The sequence below is a fragment of the Paracoccus sp. PAMC 22219 genome, assembly GCF_000787695.1.
Taxonomy (GTDB): Bacteria; Pseudomonadota; Alphaproteobacteria; order Rhodobacterales; family Rhodobacteraceae; genus Paracoccus.
This window is the reverse complement of sequence record NZ_BBPH01000009.1, coordinates 70,378-90,824: the sequence shown is the minus strand read 5'-3', so window position 1 is coordinate 90,824 and position 20,447 is coordinate 70,378. Positions and strand designations below refer to the sequence as shown.

General features: G+C 66.4%; 16 protein-coding genes and 3 pseudogenes. 3 read left to right on the top strand and 16 right to left on the bottom strand.

Annotated elements, in window-relative coordinates; all coding sequences use genetic code 11:
- From TY51_RS02380 to TY51_RS02345, 8 genes and pseudogenes are all read right to left on the bottom strand, one after another.
- On the bottom strand, positions 1–462 hold a 462-nt coding region (locus tag TY51_RS02380; RefSeq protein ID WP_042245325.1), incomplete at its 3' end, for a flagellar motor protein MotB.
- Positions 463–541: 79 nt separating this feature from the next.
- A pseudogene (locus TY51_RS02375) lies at positions 542–1,755 on the bottom strand (phenylacetate--CoA ligase family protein).
- Positions 1,756–1,765: 10 nt separating this feature from the next.
- Complete coding sequence (locus TY51_RS02370) at positions 1,766–2,587, bottom strand: ABC transporter ATP-binding protein (RefSeq protein ID WP_042245322.1); 822 nt, start codon at positions 2,585–2,587, stop codon at positions 1,766–1,768.
- Between the two features lie 55 nt (positions 2,588–2,642).
- On the bottom strand, positions 2,643–3,923 hold the full coding sequence (locus TY51_RS02365; RefSeq protein ID WP_042245320.1) for an ABC transporter substrate-binding protein: 1,281 nt from the start codon (positions 3,921–3,923) through the stop codon (positions 2,643–2,645).
- A gap of 47 nt (positions 3,924–3,970) precedes the next feature.
- Positions 3,971–5,047: a branched-chain amino acid ABC transporter permease gene (locus tag TY51_RS02360; protein ID WP_042245317.1), complete on the bottom strand. Its 1,077-nt coding sequence runs from the start codon at positions 5,045–5,047 to the stop codon at positions 3,971–3,973.
- A gap of 57 nt (positions 5,048–5,104) precedes the next feature.
- A pseudogene (locus TY51_RS02355) lies at positions 5,105–6,087 on the bottom strand (branched-chain amino acid ABC transporter permease).
- Between the two features lie 18 nt (positions 6,088–6,105).
- On the bottom strand, positions 6,106–6,927 hold the full coding sequence (locus TY51_RS02350) for an ABC transporter ATP-binding protein (RefSeq protein WP_042245314.1): 822 nt from the start codon (positions 6,925–6,927) through the stop codon (positions 6,106–6,108).
- A pseudogene (locus tag TY51_RS02345) lies at positions 6,924–8,899 on the bottom strand (AMP-binding protein). The gene TY51_RS02350 and the pseudogene TY51_RS02345 overlap by 4 nt, the downstream one beginning before the upstream one ends.
- Positions 8,900–9,072: 173 nt before the next feature.
- Here TY51_RS02345 and TY51_RS02340 point away from each other — a divergent pair.
- Together TY51_RS02340 and TY51_RS02335 are read left to right on the top strand one after the other, a co-directional pair.
- On the top strand, positions 9,073–10,959 hold the full coding sequence (locus tag TY51_RS02340) for a PAS-domain containing protein (protein WP_042245311.1): 1,887 nt from the start codon (positions 9,073–9,075) through the stop codon (positions 10,957–10,959).
- Positions 10,956–11,657 carry a response regulator transcription factor gene (locus TY51_RS02335; protein WP_042245308.1) on the top strand — a complete coding sequence of 234 codons (702 nt, stop codon included), beginning with the start codon at positions 10,956–10,958 and terminating at the stop codon, positions 11,655–11,657. Before TY51_RS02340 ends, TY51_RS02335 begins: the two co-directional genes overlap by 4 nt.
- 233 nt (positions 11,658–11,890) lie before the next feature.
- Here TY51_RS02335 and TY51_RS02330 read toward each other — a convergent pair whose 3' ends face one another.
- Positions 11,891–13,333: an aldehyde dehydrogenase family protein gene (locus TY51_RS02330; RefSeq protein WP_042245305.1), complete on the bottom strand. Its 1,443-nt coding sequence runs from the start codon at positions 13,331–13,333 to the stop codon at positions 11,891–11,893.
- A gap of 142 nt (positions 13,334–13,475) precedes the next feature.
- Here TY51_RS02330 and TY51_RS02325 point away from each other — a divergent pair, with 142 nt between their 5' ends.
- Positions 13,476–14,132 carry a peroxiredoxin gene (locus TY51_RS02325; protein ID WP_042245302.1) on the top strand — a complete coding sequence of 219 codons (657 nt, stop codon included), beginning with the start codon at positions 13,476–13,478 and terminating at the stop codon, positions 14,130–14,132.
- On the opposite strand, the gene TY51_RS02320 is transcribed toward TY51_RS02325, so the two are convergent.
- The 7 genes from TY51_RS02320 to rpsO form a co-directional block, all read right to left on the bottom strand.
- Complete coding sequence (locus TY51_RS02320) at positions 14,129–14,956, bottom strand: glycosyl transferase (RefSeq protein ID WP_042245299.1); 828 nt, start codon at positions 14,954–14,956, stop codon at positions 14,129–14,131. The genes TY51_RS02325 and TY51_RS02320 overlap by 4 nt on opposite strands.
- Positions 14,953–15,732 carry a hypothetical protein gene (locus TY51_RS02315; protein ID WP_042245296.1) on the bottom strand — a complete coding sequence of 260 codons (780 nt, stop codon included), beginning with the start codon at positions 15,730–15,732 and terminating at the stop codon, positions 14,953–14,955. The genes TY51_RS02320 and TY51_RS02315 overlap by 4 nt, the downstream gene beginning before the upstream one ends.
- Complete coding sequence (locus tag TY51_RS02310) at positions 15,729–16,628, bottom strand: rhamnan synthesis F family protein (protein WP_156117836.1); 900 nt, start codon at positions 16,626–16,628, stop codon at positions 15,729–15,731. The genes TY51_RS02315 and TY51_RS02310 overlap by 4 nt, the downstream gene beginning before the upstream one ends.
- Positions 16,562–16,852: a hypothetical protein gene (locus tag TY51_RS02305; protein WP_042245290.1), complete on the bottom strand. Its 291-nt coding sequence runs from the start codon at positions 16,850–16,852 to the stop codon at positions 16,562–16,564. The genes TY51_RS02310 and TY51_RS02305 overlap by 67 nt, the downstream gene beginning before the upstream one ends.
- An 89-nt stretch (positions 16,853–16,941) precedes the next feature.
- Positions 16,942–19,086: a polyribonucleotide nucleotidyltransferase gene (pnp, locus tag TY51_RS02300; protein ID WP_042245288.1), complete on the bottom strand. Its 2,145-nt coding sequence runs from the start codon at positions 19,084–19,086 to the stop codon at positions 16,942–16,944.
- 230 nt (positions 19,087–19,316) lie between these two features.
- Entirely contained in the window at positions 19,317–19,835 is a 519-nt protein-coding gene (locus TY51_RS02295; protein WP_042245287.1) for a hypothetical protein, read from the bottom strand.
- A gap of 251 nt (positions 19,836–20,086) precedes the next feature.
- On the bottom strand, positions 20,087–20,356 hold the full coding sequence (rpsO, locus tag TY51_RS02290; protein ID WP_042245285.1) for a 30S ribosomal protein S15: 270 nt from the start codon (positions 20,354–20,356) through the stop codon (positions 20,087–20,089).
- Positions 20,357–20,447: the final 91 nt, after the last annotated feature.

Below are 20,447 nucleotides of genomic sequence, written 5' to 3'. Positions count from 1 at the left end.
GGGGGCGTCGGTCAGATCGCCCAGCTCGATCACCAGCCCCTCGTCGGTCATGCGGGTCACGACATGCTGCAGCAGGTTGGTCAACTGTGCCGATTCGGCGCCGGTGCCGGTCAGGCTGTCCTGCACGGCACGGGCGACCTCCTCGAAATCGCCGGCGCTGTCGCTGTCGGGCAAGGGGGCCTCCACCGCATGGCGGACGCCGTCCTCGGTCCCATCGCCGCCGCCGCTGGTGGTCGCGTTGGGGGTCTGGATCACCGTCGGCGCGAAATAGTCGGCCAGCCCGGTCTTCTGGTCCTCGGTTGTGGCGTTCAGCAGCCACATCAGCAGGAAGAACGCCATCATCGCGGTCACGAAGTCCGCATAGGCGACCTTCCACGCGCCGCCGTGATGGCCGCCCTCGGACGACGCCTCGACGCGTTTGATGATGATGGACGGCCCGTTCAGCCCCTTGCCCGCAGCCATGATGTGTACCCTTTGTTCCGGTCAGATTCGGTTGTCGCCGGACACAGGGTTTCAAGCAAGTTAACGGATCAAATGCGTCCTATTCATAGCTGCGGCGGTCCTCGATGACCTTGCCGTCATTGGGCAGGCTGCCCGGCGCCACCAGCTCAATGTCGCCGCGCAGCTTCAGCGTGTCCATGACCGACGCGGCATAGTCACCCCCTGCCCCGCGGTTTCCAGCTGCACGGTCATCACGTCCATCTCTCCACGGCGATCGGCGATCACGCGGGCGCGGGATACGTCGGCATGGCGCGCGACCAAGGCCGCCACCTGTTCGGGGCGCACGAACATGCCCTTGATCTTGGTCGTCTGGTCCGCGCGACCCATCCACCCCTTGATGCGCATGTTGGTGCGACCACAAGGGCTGGTGCCGGACAGAACCGCGGACAGGTCGCCCGTGGCAAAGCGCACCAACGGATAGTCGGGGTTCAGCGTGGTCACCAGAACCTCGCCGACCTCGCCCTCGGGGACCGGGTCGCCGGTGCCGGGGCGCACGATCTCGACGATCACGCCCTCGTCCACGATCATCCCCTCGACGGCCTCGGACTCATAGGCGATGTTGCCCAGATCGGCGGTGGCATAGCATTGCCGCGTCACGATCCCCCGGTCGGCATACAGCTGGCGCAGCGACGGGAACAGCGCGCCGCCGCCCACGACGGCCTTGGTAAAGGCCAGAACCTCGCCCATCTCGTCGGCGCGGTCCAGGATCACCTTGAGAAAATCGGGCGTCCCGGCATAGCAGGTCGTGCCGATGTCGACCGCCGCGCGGACCTGCAGCTCGGTCTGCCCGGTGCCGGCGGGCAGAACGGCGGCATCCACCGCCCGCGCGCCCGATTCGAACATCATCCCCGCGGGCGTCAGGTGATAGCCGAAACAGTTCTGGACGATATCGCCCTGGCCCACGCCCGCGGCATGCAGGAACCGCCCCAGACGCCACCAGTCGCCCTCGCGCCGACCGGGCTCATAGATCGGGCCGGGGCTTTGAAAGATATGGTCGAACTGCGCGGCCGGGCGGGTGGTATAGCCGCCGAAGGGGGGCTGCTTGCGCTGCGCCTCGGACAGTTCCGCCTTGCGGATCACCGGCAGGCGGGCCAGCGCCGCGCGGTCGGTCACCGCATCGGGGTCCACGTCGCGCAGCAGGCGCGCCAGCGCGGGCGCGGTCTTGGCGCGGCTCAGCGCCAGCGGCAGGGCCTGAGCCAGCGCCTCGGCGCGCTGACCCTCGTCGCGCGTTTCCAGATCGTCGTAATATCCCATGATGACCCCCTCAGGCCAGCCAGCGCTTGCGCCGGCGATAGCTGCGCACCTCGCGGAAGGACTTGCGCCCCTCGTCCGACATGCCCAGGTAGAATTCCTTGACGTCCGGGTTCTCGCGCAGCTGGGCTGCCGGACCCTCCATCACGACGCGCCCGTTCTCCAGGATGTATCCCTGGTGCGCATAGCGCAGCGCGACGTTGGTGTTCTGTTCGGCCAGAAGGAAGGTCACGCCCTCGCCCTCGTTCACGGCCTTGACGATCTGGAAGATCTGCTCGACCAGCTGCGGGGCCAGGCCCATCGACGGCTCGTCCAGCAGGATCATCTGCGGGCGCGACATCAGCGCGCGACCCATCGCGGTCATCTGCTGCTCTCCGCCCGAGGTGTATCCCGCCTGGCTTTTGCGCCGTTCGCGCAGGCGCGGGAAGTAGTCATAGACCATCTCCAGATCGCGCTTGATGGCGGCCGACCCGTCGCGGCGGGTATAGGCGCCGGTCAGCAGGTTCTCCTCGACCGTCAGATGCTCGAAGCAGTGGCGGCCCTCCATCACCTGGATGACGCCGCGCCGGACCAGCGATGCGGGGTCCTGCGCGGTGATGTTCTGGCCCTGATAGGTGATCGACCCTTTCGTCACCTCGCCCCGTTCGCTGGCCAGCAGGTTCGAGATCGCCTTGAGCGTGGTGGTCTTGCCCGCCCCGTTGCCCCCCAGCAGCGCGGTGATGCCGCCCTTGGGGACAGTCAGGCTGACACCCTTCAAGACCAGGATGACGTGGTTGTAGATCACCTCGATGTTGTTCACATCCAGCAGCGTTTCGCGGTTCTCAGCATCGAACATGGACTGTCCCCTTGGGTCAGGAACCGGCGGCGGGACGACCGCCGCCGGTCATGGATCAGTTGCAGCGCGCGGTCAGGCCCGCCTCGGCGGCGTAGGCCGCGCTGTCTTCCTTGATCAGCGGGTCCAGGATCTCGGCATCCGGCTCGATGAAGTCGGTGATCAGCGACCAGGTGCCCTCGGCGGCGTTCCACTGCTGGACGCGGGCCAGGCCGTCGCCGCCGTGGTTGTCGCAGGACAGCGCGATGGGCGCGCCGAAATCGGGCAGGCCCAGTTCGGCCATGCGTTCGGCGGTGATGTCCAGCGCCTCGAACCCGTCGCGCATCTGCGCGGGCGTGATCTCGGGGGTGCCGGCCAGTTCCTGCGCCTTGGCGATGGCCTCGGCGATCACCAGTGCCGCATAGGCGCCGCGCGAGTACAGCACGCTGCCTGCCTGATCGCCCGCGCCCGCGGCCAGACCCTTGTCATAGACATGCGTCTGCAGGTCCTCGTACAGCGGATAGTCGCGGCCCACGCCGTGGAAGGTCAGCGCCTTGTAGCCCTCGGCCCCGGCACCCGCCGCGCGCACGTCGTTCTCTGATCCCGACCACCAGATGCCGATGAACTTGTCCATCGGAAAGCGGATGTTCACGGCCTCCTGGATGGCGACCTGGTTCATGACGCCCCAGGCATACATGATCACGTAATCAGGCTGCTCGCGGCGGATCTGCAGCCATTGCGACTTCTGTTCCTGACCGGGCGCGTCGACCGGCAGCTCGACCAGCTCGAAGCCGTGCTTTTCGGACAGCTCCTGCAGGGTGCGGATCGGCTCCTTGCCATAGGCGCTGTTGTGATAGACCAGCGCGATCTTCTTGCCCGACAGATCGCCGCCCTCCTGGTCCAGGATGTGCTTGACCGCGACCGAGGCCCCGTCCCAATAGTTCGCCGGCGCGTTGAACACCCATTCGAACACCGAGCCGTCCTTGGCCGAGGTGCGGCCGTAACCTGGCGTGTACAGCGGGATGCCGTCCTGGCTGATCCGCGGGATCAGCTGATAGGTGATGCCCGTCGACAGCGGGTTCAGGACCAGCGGGTTCTGGGTGCGCAGCGATTCATAGCATTCCACGCCCTTCTCGGTGTTGTAGGCGGTCTCGCATTCCGGGACCTGCACCAACTGACCGCCGATGCCGCCGTCGCGTTCGTTCAGCAGCGTGAAATAATCGGCGAACCCGTCGGCATAGGGGATGCCGTTCGCGGCATAGGGGCCGGTCCGATAGGACATGTTCGGCACGATCAGGTCGGCCAGGGCGGGGCTTGCGACCATCATCGTGGTGGCCAGGGCGGCAAGGGTCAGTTTCATTGCGGGTCTCCTCCCAGAGATGCGATGCCGGTTGCCCGGTCTTGACGTTAATGCGGGAACGGCCACAGCCGCAGCTTGTCCTTGGCCAGGCGCCACAGGCGCGCCAGTCCATGCGGCTCGACGATGAGGAAGGTCACGATCAGCGCGCCCACGATCATCAGTTCGATATGGGCGGCAAGGTCGGTCGGCCAGCCCATGTTGCCGACCAGAAAGTTCTTGAGCAGCACCGGCAGCAGCACCAGGAAGGCCGCGCCGGCAAAGCTGCCGAAGATGCTGCCCAGGCCGCCGATGATGATCATGAACAGCACCAGAAAGCTCTTGTTGATGCCGAAGGCCTCTCCGACCTCGGCCGCGCCCAGATAGACCGCGAACAGCAGCGCGCCCGCGATGCCGATGAAGAAGCTGCTGACCGCAAAGGCCGACAGTTTCGCGCGCAGGGGGTTCACGCCGATGATCTCGGCGGCGATGTCCATGTCGCGGATCGCCATCCATTTGCGGCCCAGGCTGCCCCGCGTCAGGTTGCGCGCCAGCCACGCCAGCGCAAAGGCGAAGACGAGGCAGATCAGGTATTTCGCGGGCGCGGTGGCGGCGGGGCCGGTCACGGCCTGGTCGAACACCGTGCGCGTCGGCGAGGTGATCTGGCCCGAGGCCGAATAATTGTAGAACCACGGCACCTTGTTGAACAGCCACACCAGGAAGAACTGCGCGGCCAGCGTGGCCACCGCCAGATAGAACCCCTTGATGCGCAGGCTGGGCAGGCCGAACAGCACGCCAACCCCGGCGGTGATGCCGCCCGCCAGAAGGATGTGGATGACGATGCTGACATCGGGAAAGGACGTCATCAGCTTGTAGACCGCATAGGCGCCCACGGCCATGAAGCCGCCGGTCCCCAGGCTGACCTGACCCGCATATCCGGTCAGCACGTTCAGCCCCAACGCCGCGATGGCATAGATCAGGAACGGCACCAGCACCGCATTGGCCCAGTAATCGTTGATGACGAACGGGATGATCCCGAAGGCCACGGCCATGATCGCGTAATAGCCCCAGCGGTCCAGACGGATCGGAAAGGTCTGGCTGTCGTCGCGGTAGCTGGTCTTGAAGTCGCCGGCCTCACGATAGATCATCGGATGTTCCTTTCAGCGCGGTCGCCGGAGTATTTCTGCAAAGAGGACGCGTCATGGTCACACCCGTTCGATGATGCGTTCGCCGAACAGCCCCTGGGGTCGGAACACCAGGAAGATCAGCGCCAGGACATAGGCGAACCAGTTCTCGGTCGCGCCGCCGACCATCGGGCCGATGGTGAATTCGAACAGCTTCTCGCCCACGCCGATGATCAGCCCGCCGACGATGGCGCCGGGGATCGAGGTGAAGCCGCCCAGCATCAGCACCGGCAGCGCCTTGAGCGCGATCAGCGACAGGCTGAACTGCACCCCCGATTTCGTGCCCCACATGATGCCCGCGACCAGCGCCACGAAGCCCGCGATCGACCAGACCATCACCCAGATGAAGCGCAGGCTGATGCCCACCGACATCGCCGCCTGATGGTCGTCGGCCACCGCCCGCATGGCGCGGCCCTGCTTGGTGTATTGCGCGAATGCCACCAGCGCCGCGACCAGCATGGCCGCGATCAGCGTGGCCCAGAGGTCCAGCCGGTCGATGAAGAAGCCGTAACCGAACCACTGGCCGGTCACCGCCTCGATGCCGTCCGAGATGCCCTGCGGCAGGCCCACGTCCAACGCCTTGATGTCAGCGCCCCACATCACGTCGCCCAGGCCCTCCAGGAAATAGGCCAGGCCGATGGTCGCCATGAACAGGATGATCGGCTCCTGTCCCACCAGATGCTGCAGGACCAGCTTTTCGATCAGGAAGGCCAGCAGCACCATGATCAGCGCGGTCAGCGCCACGGCCAGGACCGCGGGCACCGTCCAGCCGAAATGGTGCAGACTGGTGCCGAATGTCGCGTTGATCAGATGGGCAAAGGGCACCTGGCCGTTCTGGATGCCCACCAGCGTCAGCGCCGCGAACAGCGCCAGAACCCCTTGGGCATAGTTGAAGACGCCCGACGCTTGAAGATCAGCACGAAGCCAAGCGCCACAAGCGCGTACATGACCCCGGTCATCAGGCCGTTAAGCACGACTTCGGCGGCAAAGATGAACTGATCCATCACGCGGTTCCTTTCCGGTCAGTCATGGGCCACGCCCAGATAGGCGTCGATCACCGCCTGATTGCTGCGCACCTCGGCGGGGGTGCCGTCGCCGATCTTCTTGCCGTAATCCATCACGACCACGCGGTCTGACAGGTCCATGACCACGCCCATGTCGTGTTCGATCAGGCAGATGGTGGTGCCGAATTCGTCGTTCACCGACAGGATGAAGCGGGACATGTCCTCCTTCTCCTCGACGTTCATGCCGGCCATCGGCTCGTCCAGCAGCAGCAGGTTCGGTTCGGCCGCCAGCGCGCGGGCCAGCTCGACCCGCTTTTTCAGGCCGTAAGGCAGGCGTCCCACGGGCGTCTTGCGGATGTTCTGGATCTCCAGGAAATCGATGATGCGTTCGACCGCGGCGCGGTTCTCGTTCTCCTCGCGCTCGGCCGCGCCCCACCAGATGGCCTGGGACAGAAAGCCCGCCTTCATCTTGTTCAGGCGACCGGTCATGATGTTGTCCAGCACCGACATGCCGTCGAACAGCGCGATGTTCTGGAAGGTGCGGGCGATGCCCAGCCGCGCGACCTGATAGGGCTTCATCGCCGGGCGCGGCTGGCCCTTGAAGATCACCTGGCCGTCCTGCGGGTGATAGAACCCGGAGATGACGTTCAGCATCGACGACTTGCCCGCGCCGTTGGGGCCGATGATCGCGCGGATCTCTCCCTGGCGGATGTCGAAGCTGATGTCCTTGATGGCGACCACGCCGCCGAACCGCAGGGTGATGTTCTTCAGCTCCATCACCACGGGGCCGATCTGGCGGCCGTCGGCGGTCACGTATCCGTCCTGTGTCATCGCATTCATTCCGCCGCTGCCTTGTGCCGGGCCGCGTCGCCGAAGACGCGGGCATCCTCGATGCGCAGGGTCGCGCTGATCGCGCCCTTGCGGCCGTCCTCGTATGTGACCTCGGTCCGGGTGTGCACGCTGGACGATCCGTCATAGAGTGCGGTGACCAGGTCGTGGAACTTCTCGGTGATGACGGCGCGGCGGACCTTGCGGGTGCGGGTCATCTCTCCGTCATCGGGGTCCAGCTCCTTGTGCAGCACCAGGAACCGATGAACCTGACAGCCCGACAGCATCGGGTCCTGGGCCACGGATTCGTTCACGGCCTCCATATGCTGGCGGATCTGATCATAGACCTGCGGGTGGCCCGCCAGTTCCTGATAGCTGCCATAGGCGATGTTGTTCCTTTCGGCCCAGTTGCCCACCGCGGTCAGGTCGATGTTGATCATCGCGGTGCAGAACTCGCGGCCGTTGCCGATGACCACGGCCTCCAGGATGTTGGGATAGAACTTCAGCTTGTTCTCGACATATTTGGGGGCGAACATCGACCCGTCGGCCATGCGGCCCACGTCCTTGGCGCGGTCGATGATGCGCAGATGACCGGTCGCCTCCTCGAAGAACCCCGCATCGCCCGTGGCAACCCAGCCCTCGGCGTCCTTGGTGGACGCGGTGCTGTCGGCGTTCTTGTAATATTCGACGAAGGTGCCGGGGCTGCGGTAATAGACCTCTCCGTTGTCGCCGATGCGGACCTCGACGCCGGGGCTGGGCACGCCCACCGTGTCGGACCGCACCTGCCGTCGGGCTGCTGGGTGATAAAGACCGATGCCTCGGTCTGGCCGTAAAGCTGCTTCAGGTTGATCCCCAGGCTGCGATAGAAATCAAAGATCTCGGGCCCGATCGCCTCTCCGGCGGTATAGCCCACGCGCACGCGGCTCAGGCCCAGGGTGTTCTTCAGCGGGCCAAAGACGAACACCTTGCCCAAGGCATAGGCCAGCTTGTCGCCAAGGCCTACGGTCTTGCCGTCCAGCAGCGCCGGGCCCGCGCGATGCGCGACCGCCATGCCGCGCTTGAACAGCCAGCGTTTCAGGCGGCTGGCATCCTCCATGCGGATCATGACCGAGGTCAGCTGCGTCTCGAACACGCGCGGGGGCGCAAAGAAATAGGTCGGCCCGATCTCGCGCATGTCGGTCATCATCGTGTGCGCCCCTTCGGGGCAGTTCACGGTGAAGCCGGACCACATCGCCTGACCCATCGAAAAGATGAAATCGCCGACCCAGGCCATCGGCAGATAGGCCACGATCTCCTCGACCTCGGTCAGATGGTCGAAATCGGCGGTGTTGCGGGCGGTCTCGATGATGTTGCGGTTGGACAAGACGACGCCCTTGGGCTTGCCCGTCGTGCCACTGGTGTACAGCATCACGCAGGTGCTGTCGTAATTCAGCCCCGCCACGATCGCGTCCAGTCGCGGCCCCAGGGTCGCGGCCCCGGCCCGTCCCTGCGCCTGCACATCGGCCATCGACGCCATGTTCGCATGGTCGTATTTCCGCAGGCCGCGCGCGTCGGTATAGATGATACGGGCCGACGCGCCGGTGGTCTGCTCGACCTCCAGCACCTTGTCGACCTGCTCCTGATCGCCGCACAGCACGAAACGCGCGCCGCAATGGTCCAGCACATAGGCCATCTCCTCGGCCACAGCGTCCTGGTACAGGGGCACAGGGATGGCGCCGCACATCTGCGCCGCGATCATGCCCCAGTAATGCGCCGGGCGGTTGCGCCCGATGATCGCCATGTGATCGCCCGGGACCAGCCCCTGCGCCATCAGCCCCATCGCCAGCGCGCGGATCTCGTCCGCGGCCTGGGTCCAGGTCCAGCTTTGCCAGATCCCGAATTCCTTCTCGCGATATGCGGGGCGGTCGCCAAAGCGGGCAACGTTGCGCGCCAGCAGCGCGGGCACGGATTGCAGGTCGCCCGGGGGCGTTTGCTGAACGGTCATTTGTCCTCCCTCAAGGCGCGTGGGCGCCCTGTCGTGCGGCACCTCCCCGTGCCCCGCGACACACATACCATTGGCGCCAATCCTTGCGCCAGTTTTACGCGATTCCAACGAAATGTTACGACGCTTTCGCAGGGCCTGCGCCGGTGCTAGGCCAAGAGGCGGAGGAGACCGCCATGCACCACCCCGACCCCGTCACGCGGGCCGAGATCCGCGCCGACCTGACCCGGTCGGGGCTGAACCTGATCGGCCAGGCGCTGTCGATCTTTGACGCGGACCTGCGGCTGGCGGTGGCCAACCGCCAGTATCAGACGATGTTCGACCTGCCCGACGACCTAACCCTGCCCGGCAGCCATTTCGAGGACACGATCCGTTTCCTGGCCCGGCGCGGCGAATACGGCCCGACCGAGGATCCCGAACAGGCCGTCGCCCTGCGCGTGGCCCAGGCCCGCACGTTCCAGCCGCATTACTTCGAACGCGAACGCGCCGACGGCCGGTGGGTCGCGGTCGAGGGCGCGCCGCTGTCCCAAGGGGGCTGGGTCACCGTCTATACCGACATCACCGACATCAAGCGTCAGGAATCGCTGCTGCGGGCGCGGTCGGACGCGCTGTCGGAACAGGTGCTGCTGAACGCCGAACGGCTGGCGGCGGCGAACCGCAAGCTGGCCGCGACCAACGCCGCCCTGTCCGAGGCGCAGCGCATCCTGACCCGGACCGAGGCCCGCACGCGACAGGTGACCGAGATGGTCCCCGCCCATATCGCGCATATGGATGCACAGTATCGCTATACGTTTTCCAACCGCCGCCTGCCGGTGATCTTTCCGGGGGCCGAGGGCGACATCATCGGCCTGACGCTGGAACAGGCGCTTGGCACGGCCACGGCCCAGACGCTGCGCCCCTTCATGGACCGCGCGCTGTCAGGCGACCCGCAGGTGTTCGAGATCACGCATCCCACGTCCGGTCGGCGCATCCGCATCGCGCTGACCCCCGACCGCGACGGGCAGGGCGTCTATATCCTGTCCACCGATGTCAGCGCCGAGGTGCAGTCGCGCGAGGCGCTGGCCCATGCCGCGCGCCGCAACCTGGCCGCACAGCTGACCAGCGGCATGGCGCATGATTTCGGCAACCTGCTGACGATCATCCTGGGCCTGCAGGCCCGGCTGTCTGCCCGCGACCTGCCGCCGGATGCGGCCGAGGATGTGCACGCGACGCTGGCCGCCGCCCGTCGCGGGGCCTCGCTGCTGGATCGGCTGGCGCAGATCACCGGCGCGCGCGAACCCGCGCTGGAGCCGACCGACCTGCCCGCGCTGCTGTCCGACCTGGCGGTGCTGGCCCGCCCGTCGCTGTCCGAGGGCACACGCCTGGACCTGGCGGTGGCCTTGCCGCCGGGACAGCTGCTGCTGGACCCCGGCGCGCTGCAGGATTCGGCGCTGAACCTGATCCTGAACGCCAACGCTGCGATCACCGCGCCCGGCGTCATCACGCTGAAGGCGCGGCGCAGCGGCGACTGGCTGGAGCTGACGGTGGGCGATACCGGTCCGGGGTTCACCCCCGAGGCCCTGTCCCGCGCGACGGAGCCCTTCTTCACCACGAAAAAGGGGCAGGGCTCGGGTCTGGGCCTGTCGATGGTCTATGACCAGACCAAGATGGTCGGCGGCACGATGCGCCTGTCAAACGGTCCGCGCGGGGCGCAGGTCGTGCTGCGCCTGCCTTGGCGACCCGTCGCGCGGCGGATGGTCCTGCTGGTCGAGGATGACGACCAGATCCGCGCCCAGGTCCGCGACCAGCTGACCGGGCTGGGCCACGCGGTGATCGAGGCCGCGTCCCTGTCCGAGGCGCGCGCGCTGACCGACCTGCCGGGGCTGGAGGTGATCCTGTCGGACATCCAGCTGGGCGACGGGCTGGGACTGGATCTGGCGGGGGGCGTGCCGCTGGTGCTGATGACCTCGCTGCCGCCGGGCGATCCGCTGCGCGCCCGCGCGCCGGTGCCGGTGCTGACCAAGCCCGTGACGGCGCCGCGCCTGGCCGCCGCGCTGGCCGCCCCCGCAAAGGAGATGCCATGACCGACGCCCCCCTGATCGCGATCCTGGACGACGAACCGCAGATCCGCCGCATCCTGTCGGCGGCGCTGGAGCAGGCTGGCTTTCGCACCCAAAGCTTCGGCCGCGCCACCGAATTCGAGGCAGCCCTGCGCCGCATCACGCCGGATGCCTGCCTGATCGACCTGGGCCTGCCGGACCGGGACGGGCTGGCGCTGGTTCATCGGCTTGCGTCGGATTCGGGCGCGGTCATCATCATCGTATCGGGGCGCGCACAGGTCCAGGACCGCGTGACGGGGCTGGAACTGGGGGCCGACGATTACATCACCAAGCCCTTCGAGCCGGCCGAGGTCGTCGCCCGCATCCGCGCCCGCCTGCGCAAGCCGGCGCAAGGTGCGGCAACCCGTGCGCAGACATTGCGCTTTGCGGGCTGGACTGCGGATTTCGACCGCTATCTGCTGACATCACCCCACGGCACCGAAACGCCGCTGAGCCACGCCGAGGCAGAGGTGCTGCGCCTGTTCACCGACAATCCCCGCCGCCTGATCACCCGCGCGCAGATGCTGGAAACCCTGGGAGGCACGGCGGGGGACAGCTTCGACCGGGCGATGGACGTCCGCATCTCTCGGCTGCGCACCAAGCTGGGCGAAGACCCGAAGAACCCCCGCCTGATCAAGACGATCTACGGCGCGGGCTACATCTTCCTGGCCGAGATCGGCTGAGCCCCGCAGCGGATCGCCATTTGCCCTGCCGGGCGGTGGCGGCGAAAGCCGGCCCCCATCGAGGGGGCCGGCTTTCGCGCGGGGGCGATGCCCCCGCAATTGCACCCCGTTAACATAGCGCCATCTTGCAACCGGTCACACCGCATCCCGGCATGCGAGGCACTCCCGCAGGGGGGTCCGGGGGGACGGGAAGTCCCCCCGGCACGGCGCGGGACGCAAATCCGCGCGTCGTTTCAGGCGTCGCGGTCCCATCCGCTGATGGCCTTGCTGTCCATGAACTCCTCCAGCCCCATCACGCCGCCTTCGCGTGCCCGGCCGGATTTCTTGACCCCGCCAAAGGCCGACCCGGCCCCGCGCGATTCGCCGTTCATCTCCACCATCCCGGCCCGCAGCTGGCGCGCTACGCGGTTGCGACGCGCGCCGTCCTGCGACTGGACGTAGTTGGTCAGGCCATAGGGCGTGTCGTTGGCGATGGCCACGGCCTCCTCCTCGCTGTCGAAGGGAATGATCGACAGCACCGGACCAAAGATCTCCTGCTGGGCCACGGTCATGTCGTTCGACACATCCGCGAAGACCGTCGGCCGCACGAAATAGCCGCGGTTCACCCCTTCGGGCAGGCCGGTCCCACCGGCGACCAGGCGCGCGCCCTCGTCGATGCCGGCCTGGATCAGGCCCTGGATCTTGTCCCACTGCTGGCGACTGACCACCGGGCCGATATGCTTGCCGGCTTGGTGCGCGGTCGCAACGGCGGTCTCCTCGGCCACCTTGGCCGCGACCTCGACCGCGCGGTCATAGGCCGACCGTTCGACCAGCATCCGCGTCGGCGCATTGCAGGACTGGCCGCTGTTGTAGAAGCAATGCCGCGCGCCGCGTGCCACCGCCTTGTCGTCGGCATCGGCGAAGACGACGTTCGCGCCCTTGCCGCCCAGTTCCAGCACCACCTTCTTCAGGCTGTCCGCGGCCGCCTTGCTGATCGCGATGCCGGCGCGGGTCGACCCGGTGAAACTGATCATCTCGACGTCCGGATGCACCGACAGCTGGCTGCCGACCCCGTCCCCGTCGCCGTTCACCAGGTTGAACACGCCCGCAGGCACGCCCGCCTCGTGCAGCACTTCGGCAAAGACCATCGACGACAGGGGCGCGATCTCGGACGGTTTCAGCACGCAGGTGTCACCCGCCAGCAGCGCCGGGATCACCTTCAGCGTGACTTGGTTCATCGGCCAGTTCCAGGGAGTGATCAGGCCGACAACGCCCACTGGCTCCCATGCGACCATGCTGCCGGGCGCATGCGCGCCCAAGGGACGGACGAACTGGAAATCCTTGAAGGCGGTGATGAAGTTGCGCGTGTGCCAAGCCCCTGCCTCGGCCTGGTCGGCCAGCGACATGTCCTGGGGCGCGCCCATCTCTAGGCTGATCGCGCGGGCGATGTCGGGCATGCGTCGCTCATAGACCGCCAGGATGCGCTCGACCACGGCCAGGCGCTCGGCGGGCGGCGTCGCGGCCCAGGCCGGAAAGGCGCGCTTGGCCGCGGCGACGGCCGCATCGGTATCCGCCTGATCGCCGATCGAGATCACGGCCACCGCATCCTCGGTCGACGGGTCGATCACCTCCAGGTCGCGCGCCTGCACGGGATCAACCCAAGCCCCATCGATATAGAATTTCCGCTGGTCCAGCATCTGGTCCTCCTGATTGGCATTTGGGCAAAGCCTGTCACCCCGCAGGCCGCGCCGCAACCCCGGCCGCGTGGCGCCGCCACTGGCATTCCGCGCCGCCGCCCTTATCTATGGGACAACGCAACCAACCGGAAAAGGAGCGCCCATGTCCCTGCGCATCAACGACATCGCCCCCGACTTCACCGCCAATTCGACCGAAGGCCAGATCCGCTTTCACGACTGGATCGCCGACAGCTATGCGATCATCTTCAGCCATCCGCGCGACTTCACCCCGGTCTGCACCACGGAATTCGGCGCGGTCGCCCAACTGGCCCCCGAATTCGAAAAGCGCGGCACCAAGGTTCTGGGCGTGTCCGTGGACAGCGTGGACGACCACCAGAAATGGAAGGCCGACATCGGCAAGGTCGCGGGCGTTCCGGCGAATTTCGCGATGATCGACGACACCGACCTGACCGTGGCCAAGGCCTATGACATGCTGCCCGCCGAATACTACCTGCCGACCGAAGGCCGCACGCCGGCCCATTCGGCGACCGTGCGCACCGTGTTCATCATCGGGCCGGACAAAAAGGTTCGCCTGACCATGACCTATCCGATGTCGGTCGGCCGCAACTTTGCGGAAATCCTGCGGGCGCTGGACGCGGTGCAAAAGACCGACGGCAAGCCCATCGCCACGCCCGTCAACTGGGTGCCGGGTCAGGACGTGATCGTGGCCCTGTCGCTGGACGATGCGGCGGCCGAGGAGAAATACGGCCCGCTGGACATCAAGCTGCCCTATCTGCGCTATGCGAAAGACCCGGCCTAAGACGGCCAGCCATAGTGATCCAGCAGGGCGGCGATGGCACGGTCATTGCCGCCCTGCCCGGTTGCGGGCCGGTTCACTGACCGCAGGCTGACGGCCTGGCTGCCCTCCCACTCAAAGATGCGGGCGCGGTCGCCGATCTTGACGGGCTGCGATCCGGCCATCCGATGCATCCAGTACAGCCAGATGTCGTCCGCCCCCGGTGACAGCCGCATGAACAGGTCGTCGCGGGTGACGTCCGCGTGGAACACCCCCGGCGCATAGATCACCCCGGACACTCCGGTCGGAAAGACCAGCGGCCCGGATTGCGGCGAACGCAGGTTGTGATCCCACGCCTCGTAGGGGGCGGGACGCGCGCCCTCCATCACCACGCCATGCGCGCGCAGGCAGGCGATGCCGGCACCCTGGCGTGCGGCATCGACCAGACGCTCCAGCCAGTCGGCAGGATAGTACAGGTCGTCATCGGCCGTGGCGATGAACGCGTCGGGGTGTTCCAGCAGCGTCGGCACGATCTTCTTGTAGGACCGCCACAGCGGGCAGACGCGGATCTCCAGCCGGGTCATCGCCTGAACCTCGGGGGCCAGGTGCTGCTGATCGCCCTCGTCCAGCCACAGGATCACGCGGTCCGGCTGCACCGTCTGACGCAGCAGCGCGCGCAGCGTCGGCGCCAGCGTCGCGAACCGCGCCCGGTGACTGGTCAGCGACACGATCAGCGGCGCGGACAGGCCGTGCGGCTTGCCGGGGCGGTCCGGGCGGCTGGCGGTTTCCGCCAGCGCGCGGGCCAGCCTGCGGCGATGCTTGAACTGTCGGAAGGCGTCGCGGATCACGGGTTTTCCCATGCACGGCGCAGCCAGCCGATATCGCCGATGCGGCGGTACCACTTGTGTCCCCGTCCGGCAAAGACGTCCTCCATCTTGGGCGCCCCGGCGAACAGCACGATCTTCGCCCCTTCGGGCAGGGTCGGATCGCGCAGATAGCTGGCCAGATTGCGCGGCACGCAATCGTTCTTGAAACTGACGCACCAGCCTTTGGGCCAGTAATGCAGGTTCCCGTAGGCGGCCAGTTGCGCCGACTGAAACTGCTGGCTGATCTCGAACCCGGCGGTCGCCGCGGCCGGATCGGCCAGATAGGCGTCCAGGACATAGGCATGATCGCCGATCCGGTACCGGAACACGCTGGAATTGCCGACGCTGTGCAGGAAGCGGTCACGATCCGGGTTGACCTTGCGCAGGGGCTTTGCCCGGAACAGATCATCGTCGCGGATGATGAAAAAATCGCCGGGCAGATCAAAGAACGGCCCCAGATCGTCCACCACCACCAGGTCGATGTCCAGAAACAGCGCCGTCCCCGACAGCCCCCCCAGATCGCGCCGGAACAGCGCCAGCTTGCGCCAGCGCGTGTCGGAATGCCCCTGTGGCAGGCCCAGTTCGGGCAGCGGCATCGCCTCGACCTGCGGATCAAGGCCTGCTGCGTCGTCGGTGAAGCAGATGAACCGATGTGGGCGGTCCAGATGCCGCCGCACCTGCGCCGCCAGCCGGTTCACGTCGGCACTGCTGTACAGCGTGCCCCATTTCATCGTCAGGATCAGCAGGGGTTCGGTCATCGCTTGTCCCACATCTCGACCTCGTGCCGGATCGGTTCGGGATAGGCCGCGTGCAGGCCCAGCTCGATCATCTTGGCGCGCTTGCCGACCATCATCTCAACCCGCTGCTTCTTCAGGAACGGAAAGTTCAGCGACGTCATGACCGCCGGATGCAGCGCGGTCGAAAAGACCAACAGGTCGGTGTTGTCGATGCGGTCGCGCAGCATGTCGCGGATCTGCAGCGCGCTCAGCGTCGGGTCGGCCAGCAACGGCTCCAGCAGGCGGGAATCCTTGCGGTTCACCTGCGCCTGGTGATGCAGGATGTCGCGCATCATCTGTTCGTCGTCCAGGGACAGCAGGAACTCGACCACCTCGCGCCAGCTGTGCAGACCGCCGACGGAATAGCCCAGCTTGCGGAAATGGCGGGTCAGGCCCAGCTCGCGCAGCTGGATCACGATCCGCTTTTCATTGACCAGCGACATCTTGCGCCAATAGCGGTCGAAATCCGGGTCGCGGACCATCTGGCCGGAAAAGCGGAAGAAATAGGACTGCACGTGCTGGGCGGTCATGTCGCCCGTTTCACGGTGCTGCTGGTCCAGGTCGATGAACAGGCCCCACAGATCCTCGGGCGCGGCGCGGCTGCGCTCCAGCACGTCGGAATCCTCGGACAGGGGGAACCACATGCTGTCGTTCATGATGTACAGCGCCTTGGGGCGAATGCCGCGGTCAAGAACCTGCAGCACGCCCTCGCGGTATCCGCCGAAATCATAACCCAGGTTGGGCCGTTCGACGACAAGATGGGACAGCTCGGCCAGGCGCGCCCGGTCATCCGCCGCCAGCGGCGCATTGGTCACCACGACGACCGACACGCCCTGCGACGCCATCCAGCGCAGCTGCCACAGCGTCGAATCCAGCAACCCGCGCGCTGATAGATCAGCAGGACCGCGACCTCGTCCATCAGGGGCTGCGCGCCTTCGGTCACGCGCACCGTCTTGTGGCGCCGCAGATCGTGCGCCGCCCGCGCGACATGGCCCCAGGACGGCAGGACAAGCGCCGCGATCTGGCGGCCGACGCGCCGTGTCTCGCGGTCCAGCTTCTGGGCCAGCGTCTTTTCGGGGGGCATGAAGGGCTTTTCAGTCATGACATGGGCCTTGCAGCGGGCACGACCGTCGCGTGCGCAATGTCGAAAGGGGCAGATGCCCTGCCCCCTTCGGTCTTTCAGCGCAGAGATCAGCCTTCGGCCGACTGCTCCTGCTTTTCCTCGATCTCGGCCCCGGTCTCCTGATCGACCATCTTCATGCCAAGGCGGACCTTGCCACGGTCGTCAAAGCCCAGCAGCTTGACGCGGACCTCCTGGCCCTCTTTCAGGATCTCATTGGGGTGACCCAGACGGCGGTTGGCGATCTGGCTGACATGCACCAGTCCGTCCCGCTTGCCGAAGAAGTTCACGAAGGCACCGAAGTCGACCAGCTTGACGACCTTGCCGACATAGACCTTGCCCTCTTCGGGTTCGGCCACGATCGACCAGATCATGTCATAGGCCTTCTTGATCGAATCGGCGTTGGCCGAGGCGATCTTGATCACGCCATCGTCGTTGATGTCGACCTTGGCACCCGAAACCTCGACGATCTCGCGGATGACCTTGCCGCCCGAACCGATCACTTCACGGATCTTGTCGGTCGGGATCTGCATCGTCTCGATGCGCGGCGCGTGGGCGCTGAACTCGGTCCGGCCTGCGGTCAGGGCGTTGGCCATTTCCGCCAGGATGTGCAGACGACCGTCCTTGGCCTGGGCCAGGGCCTGTTCCATGATCGCGGGCGTGATGCCGGCCACCTTGATGTCCATCTGCAGCGACGTGATGCCGTTTTCGGTCCCCGCCACCTTGAAGTCCATGTCGCCCAGGTGATCTTCGTCACCCAGGATGTCGGTCAGCACGGCAAAGCGGCCGTCCTCTTCCAGGATCAGGCCCATCGCCACGCCGGCGACCGGCGCCTTGAGCGGCACGCCCGCATCCATCATCGACAGCGAACCGCCGCAGACCGACGCCATCGAGCTGGAACCGTTCGATTCGGTGATCTCGGACACGACGCGGATGGTATAGGGGAAGTCCGTCGCCGCGGGCAGAACCGCCTGCAGCGCGCGCCATGCCAGCTTGCCGTGGCCGATCTCGCGGCGGCCGGGGCTGCCGACGCGACCCACTTCGCCGACCGAATACGGCGGGAAGTTGTAGTGCAGCAGGAAGTTCGAACGCGAATTGCCGTGCAGCGCGTCGATGATCTGTTCGTCATCGCCGGTGCCCAGGGTCGTCACGACCAGCGCCTGCGTCTCGCCGCGCGTGAAAAGCGACGAACCGTGGGTGCGGGGCAGGATGCCGACCTGGCTGACGATCGGACGGACGGTCTTGGTGTCGCGACCGTCGATGCGGGCGCCGCCGCTGATGATGTCACCGCGCAGGATGCCCGATTCCAGCTTCTTCAGCGCCGAACCCAAGTTCGCGTCGGCCAGCTCTTCCTCGGTCAGGGCGTCCTTGACCTTTGTCTTGGCGGCGGCGATGGCGTCCTGACGCTCGGACTTGTCCTGGATCGCGTAGGCGGCGCGCATGTCGGCCTCGCCCAGGGTCTTCACACGGCCGTACAGCGCGCTGTAGTCGGGCGACTGGAAGTCGAACGGCTCTTTGGCGGCATCTTCGGCCAGGTCGATGATCAGGTCGATCACCGGCTTGATCGCGTCATGGCCGAACTTCACCGCGCCCAGCATTTCCTCTTCGGTCAGCTCATAGGCTTCCGATTCGACCATCATCACCGCATCGGCGGTGCCGGCGATGACCAGGTCCAGGCGCTGTTCGGGATTGTTGCGCAGGTGGTCCATGTCCTGGACCTCGGGGTTCAGCACGTATTCGCCGTTCGAGAATCCGACGCGCGCACCCGCGATCGGGCCCATGAAGGGCACGCCCGAAATGGTCAGCGCGGCGCTGGCGGCGATCATCGCGACGATGTCGGGATCGTTGACCAGGTCGTGCGACAGCACGGTGCACATCACCAGCACTTCATGCTTGAAGCCGGGGGCGAACAGCGGGCGGATCGGACGGTCGATCAGGCGCGCGGTCAGCGTCTCCTTTTCGGACGGACGCGCCTCGCGCTTGAAGAAGCCGCCCGGCACCTTGCCGGCGGCATAGTATTTTTCCTGATAGTGCACCGTCAGCGGAAAGAAGTCCTGTCCGGGCTTCGGCGCCTTTGCGAAGGTGACGTTGGCCATGACGCTGGTCTCGCCCAAAGTGGCGATGACGCTGCCGTCAGCCTGACGGGCAACCTTGCCCGTTTCCAGCGTCAGGGTTTCCTGGCCCCACTGGATCGATTTCTTCACTTCATCAAACATCTGATTTCCTCAAAGGGTGCACCGGCCCTCCGGCCACCCATGTCATGTATCGCGGCCCCATTGCCGCCGCCCCTATCCTTTGCATGTGCCCCGGGGCAGGACCTCACGTCACAGATGACAGGGGCCATACAGGAAAACGCCTGATTTGGGAAGGGTGGCGACAGAGGCGCCAAAGGCGGCCGCACCAGGGGGCGACCGCCCATTTCCGGCCTGCGATCCGGGCCGTTGCGTCAGGTGACGACCAGCGCGCGGCGATCCGCGACCAGCGCGGTCCCGGGCGCCGGCGGCGCATCCGCCGCGGCCGGGCGGAACAGGTCGCGCAGCTCGGCATAGCCAGCCCTGGCAAGGCCCAGCAGGCGGTCGCGCTGCAACTGGCTTTCGGCAAAGCTGCGGGCCTGCGCCTCCTCGTCCAGGCGCTGCCCCTCGGCCACGGCCGGGGCTGCGACGGGCAGCGGCGCTGCCGTCTGCGGCGCGGGGTCCGCGTCGACAGGGATCGCGGCCGGCCGGTCGGGGGTGGGCTGCGCCTCGGCCTGCCGGCTCGTCTCGGCGGCGCGTGCCATCGCGTCGGGGTCACGGCCTGCGTCGGGGTCCGGTGTCGGCTGCTGCTGCACAGGAACCGCCTGCTCCTCGGCCGGTACGGGCTGGATCTGCTGGGCGGGCGGTGTTTCCTGCGCGCGCTGCGGCGGGGGGCTGCTGGGTGCCGGGGCGGCGTTTCCGCGCCAGCCATTGGTCAATCCACTGATCAACATGTCAACTCTCCAACCGATCCAGAACACGGTCCTGAAAGTTTTATCGAATGGTCTACGGCCGCAAGACGCCTGCAAAGGCGGACTCAACACACAATCCGCGACAACATCTTGATTTGACTTTGATTCTTTTCGCCGAACCGTGCCTTGGGACTTGGCGGTTCGATCAAGCCACCTGACCTTAAGGACATCCCCCCGCAACGCAAAACGCCCGCGACAATGTCGCGGGCGCAAGGGATCGCGGGGTGCCGGTCTTAGCGACGCAGGCCCAGCTTGCCGATCAGGGCGGTGTAACGCGCCTCTTCCTTCTTCTTCAGATAGTCCAGCAGCTTGCGGCGCTGTGCGACCATCATCAGCAGACCACGACGCGAGTGGTTGTCTTTCTTGTGCGACTTGAAGTGCTCGGTCAGGGTCGCGATGCGCGAGGACAGGATCGCAACCTGGACCTCGGGCGAACCGGTGTCGCCTTCCTTGGTGCCGAACTCTGCAATGACGCGGGCTTTTTCTTCGACGGTGATCGACATCGGGATCTCCTTTCGGATGAAGGGTGAGGGCACAGGCCGGGATGTCGTCCAGCAAGGTCCATGGGACACCGCACGGACCGGATGCCCGGCG

Excerpts from the sequence above, each read along its gene's own strand:
- TY51_RS02350 (WP_042245314.1), bottom strand. The coding sequence starts at position 6,927 with ATGAATGCGATGACACAGGACGGATACGTGACCGCCGACGGCCGCCAG.
- TY51_RS02315 (WP_042245296.1), bottom strand. The coding sequence starts at position 15,732 with ATGACCGAACCCCTGCTGATCCTGACGATGAAATGGGGCACGCTGTAC.
- TY51_RS02335 (WP_042245308.1), top strand. The coding sequence starts at position 10,956 with ATGACCGACGCCCCCCTGATCGCGATCCTGGACGACGAACCGCAGATC.
- TY51_RS02370 (WP_042245322.1), bottom strand. The coding sequence starts at position 2,587 with ATGTTCGATGCTGAGAACCGCGAAACGCTGCTGGATGTGAACAACATC.
- TY51_RS02330 (WP_042245305.1), bottom strand. The coding sequence starts at position 13,333 with ATGCTGGACCAGCGGAAATTCTATATCGATGGGGCTTGGGTTGATCCC.
- TY51_RS02325 (WP_042245302.1), top strand. The coding sequence starts at position 13,476 with ATGTCCCTGCGCATCAACGACATCGCCCCCGACTTCACCGCCAATTCG.
- TY51_RS02295 (WP_042245287.1), bottom strand. The coding sequence starts at position 19,835 with ATGTTGATCAGTGGATTGACCAATGGCTGGCGCGGAAACGCCGCCCCG.
- TY51_RS02305 (WP_042245290.1), bottom strand. The coding sequence starts at position 16,852 with ATGACTGAAAAGCCCTTCATGCCCCCCGAAAAGACGCTGGCCCAGAAG.
- pnp (WP_042245288.1), bottom strand. The coding sequence starts at position 19,086 with ATGTTTGATGAAGTGAAGAAATCGATCCAGTGGGGCCAGGAAACCCTG.
- rpsO (WP_042245285.1), bottom strand. The coding sequence starts at position 20,356 with ATGTCGATCACCGTCGAAGAAAAAGCCCGCGTCATTGCAGAGTTCGGC.
- TY51_RS02360 (WP_042245317.1), bottom strand. The coding sequence starts at position 5,047 with ATGATCTATCGTGAGGCCGGCGACTTCAAGACCAGCTACCGCGACGAC.
- TY51_RS02340 (WP_042245311.1), top strand. The coding sequence starts at position 9,073 with ATGCACCACCCCGACCCCGTCACGCGGGCCGAGATCCGCGCCGACCTG.
- TY51_RS02365 (WP_042245320.1), bottom strand. The coding sequence starts at position 3,923 with ATGAAACTGACCCTTGCCGCCCTGGCCACCACGATGATGGTCGCAAGC.